At 73.0% G+C, this 11,334-nt stretch carries 9 protein-coding genes; 2 read left to right on the forward strand and 7 right to left on the reverse strand.

Annotated features, from left to right (window positions below):
• Window positions 1-70: 70 nt before the first annotated feature.
• A complete protein-coding gene (locus ABII15_RS24000) occupies window positions 71-655 on the forward strand; it encodes a Uma2 family endonuclease (protein WP_353944353.1) in 585 nt (194 codons plus the stop codon).
• Window positions 656-657: 2 nt separating this feature from the next.
• Here the strand turns inward: ABII15_RS24000 and ABII15_RS24005 are convergent, their stop codons facing one another.
• Window positions 658-2,100 carry an FAD-dependent monooxygenase gene (locus ABII15_RS24005; protein ID WP_353944354.1) on the reverse strand — a complete coding sequence of 481 codons (1,443 nt, stop codon included), beginning with the start codon at window positions 2,098-2,100 and terminating at the stop codon, window positions 658-660.
• Between the two features lie 116 nt (window positions 2,101-2,216).
• Between ABII15_RS24005 and ABII15_RS24010 the strand changes: the two genes are divergently transcribed.
• Window positions 2,217-2,900 (forward strand): TetR/AcrR family transcriptional regulator C-terminal domain-containing protein, encoded by a 684-nt coding sequence (locus ABII15_RS24010; RefSeq protein ID WP_353947175.1) that lies wholly within the window; start codon window positions 2,217-2,219, stop codon window positions 2,898-2,900.
• Window positions 2,901-2,913: 13 nt separating this feature from the next.
• On the opposite strand, the gene ABII15_RS24015 is transcribed toward ABII15_RS24010, so the two are convergent.
• The 6 genes from ABII15_RS24015 to ABII15_RS24040 all read right to left on the reverse strand — a co-directional run bounded on the left by ABII15_RS24015 (window position 2,914) and on the right by ABII15_RS24040 (window position 11,321).
• Window positions 2,914-4,065 carry an acyltransferase gene (locus tag ABII15_RS24015; RefSeq protein ID WP_353944355.1) on the reverse strand — a complete coding sequence of 384 codons (1,152 nt, stop codon included), beginning with the start codon at window positions 4,063-4,065 and terminating at the stop codon, window positions 2,914-2,916.
• 177 nt (window positions 4,066-4,242) lie between these two features.
• Complete coding sequence (locus ABII15_RS24020) at window positions 4,243-5,334, reverse strand: acyltransferase (protein WP_353944356.1); 1,092 nt, start codon at window positions 5,332-5,334, stop codon at window positions 4,243-4,245.
• A gap of 47 nt (window positions 5,335-5,381) precedes the next feature.
• A complete protein-coding gene (locus ABII15_RS24025; RefSeq protein WP_353944357.1) occupies window positions 5,382-6,746 on the reverse strand; it encodes a polysialyltransferase family glycosyltransferase in 1,365 nt (454 codons plus the stop codon).
• Between the two features lie 3 nt (window positions 6,747-6,749).
• On the reverse strand, window positions 6,750-7,715 hold the full coding sequence (locus ABII15_RS24030) for a glycosyltransferase family 2 protein (protein ID WP_353944358.1): 966 nt from the start codon (window positions 7,713-7,715) through the stop codon (window positions 6,750-6,752).
• Between the two features lie 115 nt (window positions 7,716-7,830).
• Window positions 7,831-10,065: a CDC27 family protein gene (locus tag ABII15_RS24035; RefSeq protein ID WP_353944359.1), complete on the reverse strand. Its 2,235-nt coding sequence runs from the start codon at window positions 10,063-10,065 to the stop codon at window positions 7,831-7,833.
• Window positions 10,062-11,321 carry a hypothetical protein gene (locus ABII15_RS24040; RefSeq protein ID WP_353944360.1) on the reverse strand — a complete coding sequence of 420 codons (1,260 nt, stop codon included), beginning with the start codon at window positions 11,319-11,321 and terminating at the stop codon, window positions 10,062-10,064. Before ABII15_RS24040 ends, ABII15_RS24035 begins: the two co-directional genes overlap by 4 nt.
• Between the last annotated feature and the right edge of the window lie 13 nt (window positions 11,322-11,334).

Below are 11,334 nucleotides of genomic sequence, written 5' to 3' on the forward strand. Positions count from 1 at the left end.
GAGTGATCCGAGGTGGATCTCCTGCACTGCCGGTTACGCTCGTGGAGTGTGACTCCCCGAGGAGGATGCCGTGGCGGCCGTACTGCACGAGATGACGATCGGTGAAGCTGTCGACCGTCTGTCCAGGGCGCTGCCCAGGCACCGTGTGGAGGTCCTGAAGGGGAACATCGTCGTGACACCACCGCCGGATGGGCCGCACCAGGAAACGGTGGGCGAGCTCGTCCACCTCTTCCGGCAGGTCGGAGGGCGAGACGCCGGAGTCAAGGGGTTGCCCGGCATCGGGCTCTGGCTCGGCACCGGGCCGGACGACCGCGCGGAGCCGGACTGGGCGATCGTCGAGGCCGACTACAAGGACGCTCACGTCAAGCAGAACTACTACGCCGCGACCGTCTTCCGCCTGGTTCTCGAAGTGACCTCGTCCAACTGGGAGAACGACCTCATCACGAAGGTCGAGTCCTACGCCGGCGCACGCATCCCGGTCTACGTCGTCGCCGATCGCAAGCATGACCAAGTGGTGCTGTTCAGCGAGCCGCTGGGTGAGTCCTATGGCGGGCGCACGGTCTACAAGCGAGGGGAGACGGTCCCCGTGCCGGAGAGCGTCGGGGTGGCGCTTGAGCTGCCCGTCGACATGCTCCTCGACGGCGACGGCGACTGACCTCACCCCCCGGCCACGATCCCGGCCCGCGCCAGATACTCCACCGCCCCCTCCGCCGACTCCCCGGCCCACCCCACGTATCCGTCCGGCCGCACCAGGAAGACACCGGTGCCGTACGCCCCGTACGCCGGGACCGTGACCGTGCGGACCGACGCGCCGTCCAGGGCCGGCGGCGCCGCACTCCCCGTCCCCACCGCGAGCAGCGTCCAGTGCGGTCCCCGGAAGGCGTCGAAGAGGCGGATGCCGCCGGGCCGGCCGTCCGGCGCCCGGTCGCCCGCCCGCAGCGCGTCCTCGGGCAGATCCGTCCGGGTCTCCACGGTCAGCGCCGACTCCCGGTAGCCGATGCCCAGTTGGCGCAGCTCGCCGCCGCGCCGGACCGGGGTCTCGGACCGGTGGATGCGGGTGCTGACGCCGAGGATGCCCGCCGCGACCGGTATCCGCTCCTCCTCATAGGTGTCCAGGAGCGACTCGGGAGCCCCGGCGAGCACGGCCGCCAGCTTCCACGACAGGTTGTACGCGTCCTGCACGCTCGTGTTCAGTCCCTGGCCGCCCGCCGGGGAGTGGACGTGCGCCGCGTCGCCCGCCAGGAAGACCCGGCCGGACCGGAAGCGGTCCGCGAGCGCCGCCCGCGCCCGGAAGTCCGAGGCCCAGAGCACCTCGGCGACATGCTCCTCGGCGAGCACCGTGCGGGCGGCGAGCAGCTCGGCCACGGCCGCCGGTGTCGTGTCGGGGCGCGCCGACTCGTCCGTGTACTGGGCGATGAGCTGGAAGACCCGGCCGCCGTCCGGTGACGGCAGCGGGCAGAACGCCACCGCGCCCTCCGGGGCCTTCGGCCACACGTGCCAGTGCGTGTCCGGGACCGGCGCGTCGTCCGTCACCCGCACGTCCGCGACCAGCATGGGCTTCGGGTCCACCGTCTCCCCGGTCATGCCGATGCCGAGCAGCCCGCGGACCGTGGAGCGGCCGCCGTCCGCCGCCACCGTGTACCGGGCGCGGACCGTCGAGCCGTCGTCCAGCTCCGCCGTCACCCCGGCCCCGTCCTGCGTCAGGCCGGTCAGCCCCGCACCGAAGCGGACCTCCCCGCCCAGCTCCCGCAGCCGTGCGTACAGCACCTCCTGCGTGCGGGCCTGCGGTATCAGCCAGCCGTCGGGGAACGGGACCTGCTCGCTCGGCTCGGCGCGCTCCATAATGTCCCACTCCTGGCCGGGCACATCGCCCTCCCAGACCCGCATCGTCGGGTACTCCGAGCCCGCCGCGCGGATCGCGTCCAGCACCCCGAGGTCGTACAGCACCTCCTGCGTGCGCGGCTGGAGCCCCTTGCCGCGCGACCCGGGGAACAGCCCGGCGGCCCGCTCCACCAGCAGCGCGTCCACCCCGCGCCGCGCCAGATCCGCCGCCAGCACCAGACCCGTGGGGCCCGCGCCCACGATCAGCACGTCCGTCATCGCCACCGCCTCCTTAACGCCGTTAAGTTCGATGTGTCGAGCATCGCCTTAACGGCGTTAAACTGTCAAGCGTGGCCGACGAGAAGAACCCGAAAGACGCGCAGAACCCGAAGGACGTGAAGAAGCCGAAGCCCGACAGGCCCAGGCTCGACAAGGCGCAGGTCGCCGACACCGCCCTCGGCCTACTGAACGACGTAGGTCTGGAAGGCCTGACGCTGCGCGCCATCGCCAAGGAGCTGAACGTGCAGGCGCCCGCCCTGTACTGGCACTTCAAGAACAAGCAGGCGCTGCTCGACGAGATGGCGACCGTGATGTTCCGGCGCATGGTCGGCGCCGAGGAGCCGGCCGCTGCCGTCGGCTACGAGCCGCACCGGCCCCACGGCCCCTGGCAGGAGTGGCTGATGCTCGGCAACCGTCGGCTCCGCGCCACCCTCCTGCGCTATCGCGACGGCGCGAAGGTGTTCAGCGGCTCACGGTTCACCGGGACCGACCACGGCCCCGGGATGGAGGCGAACCTGCGCTTCCTCACGGAGGCCGGGTTCACCGCCGACCAGGCCGCCTGGGCGAGCTCGACCACGTACCTGTACACGCTCGGATTCGTGACCGAGGAGCAGGGCATGCAGCCGCACTCCCCGGACGGCCCGCCCGGCGTCGACGTGGCCGGGCGCGCCGAGCTGCTTGCCGACTATCCGCTCGCGGCGGCCGCGGGGGAGCAGCTGTTCGCGGGCTACGACGAGCGGTTCGAGGAAGGGCTGCGGCTGATCGTGGCGGGCATCGAGGCGCGGTACGGGGTGCGCTGACGCGGCGCCCGGATCACGGGGTCAGCGCCCCGCGCAGCCGGGGCGTCGCCCACCGCTCCACGTACCGGTTCACCAGCCAGGCGAGGACCAGCATCGACGCGACCGTCGCCGCGAACGTGACCGACGACGGCAGCCCGGCGCGCCGGTGCAGGAAGCCGATCACCACCCAGCCCAGGTGTTCGTGGACCAGATAGAAGGGGTACGTCAGCGCGCCCGCGGTGGTGAGCCAGCGCCAGTTCGCCCAGGACAGCCGGCCCACGGCGATCGCCGCGACCGCCGCGAAGCCCAGCGTGACCACCGCGACGATGCCGAGCGACGAGCGCTGCGAGAAGGCGTGCGGATCCGGCGCGTGCCACAGGCCCGCCACCGCACAGTGCTGGCCGATCGCCCAGCCGACGGCGACGATCCCCCAGGCGAGGACGTCACGCCGGTCGCGGTGGACCAGATAGAGACCGATGCCGCCGATGAAGAACGGCGCGTACTCGGGCATCAGCAGCACCCCGAGGAACGGCTCGCCGGACGCCTGGGCCAGCGCCGCCGCCAGCGTCCACACCGCACAGAACAGCACGACGCGCTGCCGGGTCGCGCCGGGCAGCACCACGCACAGGGCGAACAGGGCGTAGAAGCGCAGCTCCGCCCAGAGCGTCCAGCACACGCCGAGGACCCGGTCGGCGCCCAGCGGCTGCTGGAGCATCGTGAGGTTCACCAGCGCGTCGCTGGGCGAGACCGTCGCGTAGGCCACCATCGGCAGCGCGAAGACGGCCGTCACCAGGACGACCGCCACCCAGTACGCGGGGAAGAGCCGGGCCACGCGGGACGCGAAGAACGAGCGCAGAGGGCGGCCCCAGCCGCTGCGGCAGATGACGAAGCCGCTGATGACGAAGAAGACCTGCACGCCCAGGCAGCCGTACGCGAACAGGCCGTGCAGGGTGGGGAACTGCTCGCGCGGCGACGTGCCCCAGGCCGTCGCGACATCGCCGCCCCGGCCGCCGTAGTGATAGGCGGCGACCATCAGCGCGGCGACCAGCCGCAGCCCGTCCAGGGCGCGCAGCCGGCCCGCACCGCCGGTGCCCCTGCCCCGGGTGCGGGGCGGCGCCGGTCGCGGGTCCGGCGGCGCAGCGGTCGTCGGCGCGGTGTCCGGCGTGCTGACGGCCGTCTCGGTCACGGGTGCCACTCCCTGCTGTGTGTCGCGGTGCACCGCGGCGCCGGGAGGGCGGCGGTTCACAGCCCACACTAGGCAGCGGCACAGCGGGACTTGGAGCGTCGCGGGCCCGGTTCGCCGACTGCTCGTGAGAACGTCATCCGCCGGTCACCCGCCGTCGGCCGGGAAGGCGGCGCGGGTTCAGCCGAGCAGGCGGCGCAGGTTCAGCCGGCCCCACAGCAGGCTCGTCGCGAACGACAGCGCCAGCACCGCGGCGAGCAGACCGGCCAGGAGCAGCGCCGCCACCGGGCCGCTCAGGTCCGGCGACACCAGCGGCCGCACGATCTCCTCGACGAACAGCACGTGCACCATGTACGCGCCGAGCGCGGCGCCTGCCAGCTTCTGGAGCAACGGCCGCCACTTCTCCGGGATGTTCACCCGGCTCACCAGCAGCAGTACGCAGATGAACATGACGGCCACGAACAGGTGGGCGTTGGGGATCACGTAGTGGACCTGCGTGTTGTACCAGAGGCACGCCGCCATGGAGACCGGCAGCAGCACCAGCAGCGCCTTGCGCCACCGTACGACACCGGCCGGGACGGCGAAGAGCATCGCGCCGCCGACCGCGTACACCAGCGAGTACGTGCTGAACCCCCAGGCCACGGCGGGCATTTCATGACCGGTGGTCTCCGTGACGGTGCTCAGCACGCTGGGCAGCACGGCCATCCCGAGCAGCACGGCGCCGAGACCCCACGGCCGCTGCCCCGCCTTGATCAGCATGGCGAAGGCGAGGAGCACGATGATGGGGATGTACGTGTACATGAACCACAGGTGGTACGCGGGCTCCACCGAACCGACGAGCGAGTCCGCCGCCAGCTCGGTCATGGGCCGCTCGTTGCGGTCGCGCAGCCAGGCCCACAGCAGATACACGGCGGTCCACGCGAAGAGCGGCACGGTGTTGCGCACGAGCCGCTTCCACATGCGGGCGCTGTCCTTCGGCGGCGCGCCCACGAGCACCGCCCAGCCGGCTATCGCGAAGTACATGGGGACGGCGAACGGGTTGATCGCCTCGGCGACGTGCCCCGCCCAGTACGTGCCGGAGCCGTTCGCCGGGTCGTTGCCGGTGGAGCGGATGAACTGGGAGCCGACGTGCCCCAGCATGACGATCACGGAGCACAGCAGTCGCATCAGGTCGACGTCGAAGCGGTGTTCGCGCTTCGGTGCGGTCACGGCCGGCCGCGCCGGGGCGGCCGCCGCGGTCTCGGGCGGGCTGAGGGTCGTCTCGGGTTGCACGGCGCGCCTTTCGGGGGCGGGAGGGTGAGGGACGGGAGCGGTGCCGGTCATCGCCGGGCGGTGCGCCGGACGGTCCTGACGACCACGCGCCGGGCCTTGCGCGCCTGGCGCTTCGCGCGGGCCTGCGGTCCGGCGCCGGGCAGGTCGAGTTCGGCCAGCCGCGACTCGGGGAAGCAGCGGGCGGGCAGTCCCGCGAGGTGCTCGCGCAGATAGGTCTCGGCGTGCTCGCGCGACTGCTCCTGGAGGCCGGGCTGCATGCAGAAGCCGATCGTGCGCACCAGCGGCGGCAGCGTCGCGGGAGCCTCGCCGACGAGGGCCGCGCTCTCACCGGCCGCCAGGTCGGGTACCACGTGGTCGATGACGGCCAGCGGGATCCGGTTGCTGTTCTGGTACGGCTTCAGCCGCTCAAGGACCAGCGCCGTCCCGACCCGGCCGACCGGGATGCCGTAGTAGGCCGACGCCGTCACCATCGCCGTGGAGAAGCAGCCGACGACCAGCTCGGGCCGGGCGTGCGCGTACAGCGTCTCGGCCAGCAGCGGCGCGTCCAGCACGGTGAGCCGGACGCCCGCGTCGGAGGCGGCCTTGCTCAGCGCCGCCGAGTAGCTGGGCGGCGCGGTCGGGTGCGGCTTGAAGACGACGGAGGTGTGCCCGGCCCGCGCGGCGGCCCCGAGCATCCGCACGTGCAGATCCTCCTCCTCGGCCGCGCTCAGGATGTTGATCGCCGCGAGGTACTGCCCCAACAGCACGGCCGTGGGCGCCTGTTCGCGTACGGGCGTCAGGCGCGGGTCGTCGGCGGCCTCCCCGGCGATCTCGTCGAGCACCGCGCGGAACGCGTCGTCCGGCACGATCTCGGGGGCCACGTCGAACTCGGAGAGCAGCAGCGGGCGCAGCCCCGGCACCAGGTCGAGGTGGAGCAACCGCTGGATGCGCGAGCCGATGGACAGCGGCAGCCGCTCGCGGGTCGGGCCGTAGCTCATCAGGCCGTCCGCGTACACGTGCACGGCGCTCTCCGAGAAGATCGCCGCCAGCGCGCGCCCGGGGTTGACCTGGATCGACTCGACGGCGAGCTCGACCTTCTCGCGCGGGTCGATGTCCCAGGCGAGGCGGAACGCCCGCTGCCACAGCGTCGCGTCGTCGCCGCGCGGGCCCCAGACGCTGGGGTGGTGCGGGCGGATCGCCTCGTTCCAGCTGACCACGTGGTCGAAGCGGCGGACGATCGGCTCGTAGCCGTGCATCTCGTCGAGGCGCAGCGCGGCCTCCGGCACGGTCGCGTTCTGCGAGACGAGCAGGATGCGCCGGTGGTCCTCGCGCGGGCCGAACCGTCCCGCGTCGAGCGCGGCGGCCAGCGTGGCCGCTCCGTACAGGGTCGAGACCTGGAAGATCTGGGTGGTGCGGTGAGTCCTGTGAAGCATGGGTCAGGCAGCCTTCCGCCCGTCACGCAGGCGGCTGAGGATGCGGCTCCGCTTGCTGTCGATCGATCTGAGGGTCTCCTCCAGCACCTCTTCGGGCATCCGGTGGAGGGCGGCGCGGGCCTCGCGGCGCAGCCGCCGGGCCGCCGTGGTGTCGTACTCGTCCGCCTTGGCCAGGTGGAAGGCGATCATCGCGCAGTACGTGCGGACGGCCTTGGGAAGGAAGCGGTCGGCCTCGGGGTCGTTCTTCACGTCCTCCAGCAGGAGGTCGTAGGCCGGGATGAAGTCGAGCTGGCGGTCGTCCTTGATCTGGGTCAGGGAGGTCGCCACGCCCCGCCGGTAGAAGATGCCGTGCAGGCCCACGGCCGCGTACGTCCGTGCCTTCAGGTGCAGCCGCCAGATCCACAACCGGTCCTCTGCGGTGCGCAGTTGGGTCGCGAAGCGCATCCCGCCGTCGGCGAAGAGATGCCCGCTGTAGATGCCCGCCCAGACGAAGGGATAGTCGACCATCGTCTCGCGGTGGGCCGGCGCGATGCCGTCCCGGGTGTCGAACACGGTGTCGCGGGCGCCGGCCGGCGGTCTTCGCACGACCCGGTCCCGGCCGGTGGCCTGGACGTGGTCGGTACGGGCGAAGTCGCAGCCCAACCCCTGTATTCGGTCGACCAGTTCGGGCAGGTAGCCGGGCGCGTACCAGTCGTCGCCGTCGAGGAACGTCAGGTAGTCGCCGTGCGCCGCGTCGATGCCGGTGTTGCGGGCCTGGGCGATGCCCCGGTTCTCCTCGTGGCGCAGCACCCGGGCGTTGGGGAGTTTCCGCGTCCAGCGGTCGATGATCTCCGGAGTGGCGTCCGTGGAGCAGTCGTCGACGATCAGGAACTCGAAGTCGGGGTGCACGTTGCCGACCAGACTCCGCAGGGTGCTCTCGGCGAAGGCCCCCACATTGTGCATGGGGACGATGACGGAAAGTATCGGCACGCGTGCCACTCCAAAGATCCAAAGAAATGTTCGAGCCTGGAACAGGTCGTGCCACAGGTTATGGATGTTCCTGGTGTGAACGGTGACCGGAGAAGCGCTGTTGAGTGAACTCTGATTACGTGCCAGATGAACTGTCGGAACTCCGGAAGATCCCGCGCAGTTCGGCGATGTTCGCCTGCGTCGTCTTCCACAGGAGTTCCTGCGCGGCGCGCACGTCGGCCACGGCGGCGTCGTGGTCGTCGAGGACCGCCGCCGCCCGCTCCGCCAGCCGCGGTCCGAGCTCCCGGTCGTGCACCGAGAGACCCCAGTCCGGACGGTCGATGTCCGACAGGAAGTACGCGAGCTTCGGATGGGACACGAGGCTGAGGATCGGGGTGCCGCAGCCGAACGGGATCATGCCCGCGTGCCCGCGCATCCCGATCACCAGGCGCGCCCGGCGGTACAGATCGCGGATCGCGTCGTTCGACAGCGCGTAGAGCCGGTCGACGGGCAGGCTCAGGCCGTGCTCGCGCCGCAGGTCGTGCACGAACTTCTCGTCGGCCGGCATGTGGGCCGCGTACCGCACCTCGGCCCGCCCGCGCAGCTCCCGCAGCGCGCCCGCCATCTCGGCCAGGAAGTGACCGTAGTCGTGGCCGAAGCGCAGCCCGGCCCGGTCGTACGCGCAGTTGACGAGGACGGTGTCGGAGCGCGGCACCCGCCCGGCGGGCGGCACGAGCAGATCGGCCACCGTGGTCGGGCACGGCTGGTGGCGCACCCGGTCCCGCAGCTCCTCGGGCAGCAGCTCCCGTACCCGGTCGATCGAGCCGTGGTTGCGCAGCCCGAAGAACGCCGACCGCTCCACGAGCACCCGCAGGCTCTCGGCGAACCGGGTCCTGCGGTACTGCTGCCCGTCGAACACGTTGTAGCCGACCGCGAACACCGCGAGCGGCGCCGTGAGCCGGCCCAGGAGCGCGTCCGGCACGTTCCACTGCCAGTGGCTGTTGCTGTTGGGCGAGGTGTCCGGCAGGAAGAGCCCGCCGCCGCCCACGACCACACCGCGCCGCGCGTTCAGCCGCTCCAGCGCCTCCTCGTCCACCAGGAGGTGCGCGTGCCGCTGGTACCAGTGGCGCGGGCCCGTGTCCGTACCGAAGCACTGGCGGACGGCCTCGGGCAGCACCTTGTCGCCCGCGTTCTCGTTGCCCTCCGCGAACAGCGCGACGTGCGCGAGCTGTTCGGACGCCGGCCCCGCGGCGGGTTCCGTGCCCGGTTCGGCGCGAGGTTCCTCGCGTGTACGTACGTACCAGCTGTGGCACCCGGCGTCGGTCGGGTCGGCGGTCAGGCCCTGCCGGGCGTACGCGTGCGCGTCCGCCTCCCGGCCGCACAGCCAGGCGAGCCGGGCGAGCTGCGCGAAGGCGCGGGGCGCGGTGTCGGGGGAGGCGGCGGCCAGCAGCAGATGGGTCTCCGCCTCCGCGTAGCGGGACAGCGCCATCAGGCACAGCCCCAGCGTCTCGTGGCAGCGCGGCGCGTCCGCCCGGTCGTCGAGCACCGGGGCGAGCACCGCGACGGCCTCGTCGTAGCGGCCCTGCTGCCGGTACACGTCGGCGACCGTGCGGGCCAGATCGAGGGAGGGCCGGGTCTCCAGGAGCGGCGGCGCGAGGTGCGCGACCAGCTCGGGGTGCTTGCCGCCGGGCAGTGCCCTGAACGCGGCCCGGAACGCGTCGTCGTCCAGCTCGAAACGGGCCCGCGCCTCGGCGGCCGGACCGTAGCCGGGCGCGTCCGGCGGATGGCTGAAGTGCAGCACCGCGACCTGCGGGGGCACCGGAAGACCGTCGTGCAGGCGGCGGGTGAGGAAGTCGTAGCGCGCGTCGACGGGCACCACGGCGTCGGCCGCGAGCACGGTGTCCCGCGCCTCCTCCGCCTCCTCTGCTTCCTCCACGTCTGCGCGCTGCACCACCAGCAGCCCGTCGGGCAGCACCGAGCGCCGCTCGGCGCCGGACGCGTCGCACCACACCTGCGGGACGGCCGCCACCCCGCGCCGCAGCCGCAGCAGTTCACCGAGGTCGCCGAGGACGACCATCGCCGGGTCGAGCGCGATCACGGTGTCGTGGTCCGGCAGCCGGAACACCTCCGCCCGCGTCTCCGCGCGGCGCGTGCGCAGCCGGGGATGCAGCCGCCGCAGCCCGTCGAACTCGGCGTCGGCGAGCCCGGGATGGAGCACCACCACGTCCTCGCACACGCCCGGATTGGTGAGCACCAGGCTGCGCAGCAGGGTGGCCACGGCGGGCAGCGTGCCGGTGTCGGCATGGACGGCGAACGCGATCCGCCGCTTGCCGGTGACGGCGCTGCGGTCGTCGGCGCGGGAGTGGGTCATCGCAGGGCGATCCTCATCGTGCTGTCGTCTCGTAGCGTCGAGTGGGCCTCGACCCACGCGGCCTCCGCCGGGCGCAGCGCACCGGCGCCGGCCGTCCGGAAGCCGATGAGGTCGAGGCGGGGGCCGGCGTCCAGGAAGTCAAGGAGGCGCAGGACCGTGAAGGCGGTGCTCGCGTCCTCGCCCCACACGGACTCGCCGAGCAGCGCGGGGTCGGTCAGCGGGCGGCGCAGCGAGACATCGCCGATGTGCTCCTGCGCGCCGGGCACGAGCCGCTGCCGGACGACCCGGCGCCAGCGCGGGGCCGCCTCGTCGAACACCAGCCGGATGCCGGTCTCCGCGGTCCACGGGGGGCCGTCCCACGGGGTGGCGCCGCGCGGGGTCACGGCGTGCAGATCGGTACGGGCGCCGGTGCGGAACCCGTCGCAGCGCACCACCACGTCGTAGCCGTCGAGCGCGCCGCCCGTCCCCTCGTCGCCGCCCGCGACCACGCAGACGCTCTTGCCGGTGAGCAGCGCGCGCAGGCCCGCCACCCCGACCGGCGTCACGGCGTCGGGCAGTTCGGCGGGCACCGCGTCCCGCTCCACGAGCCGCCGGTAGGCGCCGTACAGCTCCGCGAGGCGGCGCACCGCGGGATCGCCCGCCCCGTCCCGGGCGAGACGGCGCCGGAGCAGGGCGGCCACCTGCGGGGTGAGTTCGGCGGGCGGCGCGGCGGGGCGGCTCAGGGCGGACCGCAGCCCGGCGCTGTCCTCGGTGTCGTCGGTCACCAGGGCGGTCAACTCGTCGAGCAGCGCCCGCCGTTGCCGCAGGGTGTCGATCCGGCGGGCGGTGCCCGGGGCGCCGTCGCCGCCCGGGACCAGGGCGAGGTAGCGCTCGTAGGACTCCAGCGCCTCGTCGTCGCGGCCGAGCCCGTCCAGCGCCGCGCCGTGCAGCCGCCAGGCCGCCCGGGAGCGCTGTCGCAGCCGGGTCGCGGTCCCGGCGACGCTCAGGGCCAGCTCGGCCGACGCCTCGCCGCCCGCCTCCAGGGCCCGCTCGCCGACGCCGAGCAGCGCGTCGAACGGGTCGGCCGCGGGGCCGTCGACGGAGGCCGTCAGGGTGCCGATCGCCTGGGTGAGCCGGGTCTGGCGGGGGATCAGCGGGCCCGGGGCGCCCTGGGTCGCGAGATAGGCGCCGCACCGGTGGACGCTGCCCGCGTACAGGGCCGACCTGGCGGCGTCGCGCTGTCGCGCCTTGAACAGTCCCGTCAGGGGGTTCGTCATGCGCTCACCGTTC

The organism is Streptomyces sp. HUAS MG91 (assembly GCF_040529335.1).
Classification (GTDB): Bacteria; Actinomycetota; Actinomycetes; order Streptomycetales; family Streptomycetaceae; genus Streptomyces; species Streptomyces tabacisoli.

What these genes read in the sequence shown, in the direction of transcription:
- ABII15_RS24005 (WP_353944354.1), bottom strand. Translation starts at nt 2,100, where the DNA reads ATGACGGACGTGCTGATCGTGGGCGCGGGCCCCACGGGTCTGGTGCTG.
- ABII15_RS24025 (WP_353944357.1), bottom strand. Translation starts at nt 6,746, where the DNA reads ATGCTTCACAGGACTCACCGCACCACCCAGATCTTCCAGGTCTCGACC.
- ABII15_RS24035 (WP_353944359.1), bottom strand. Translation starts at nt 10,065, where the DNA reads ATGACCCACTCCCGCGCCGACGACCGCAGCGCCGTCACCGGCAAGCGG.
- ABII15_RS24040 (WP_353944360.1), bottom strand. Translation starts at nt 11,321, where the DNA reads ATGACGAACCCCCTGACGGGACTGTTCAAGGCGCGACAGCGCGACGCC.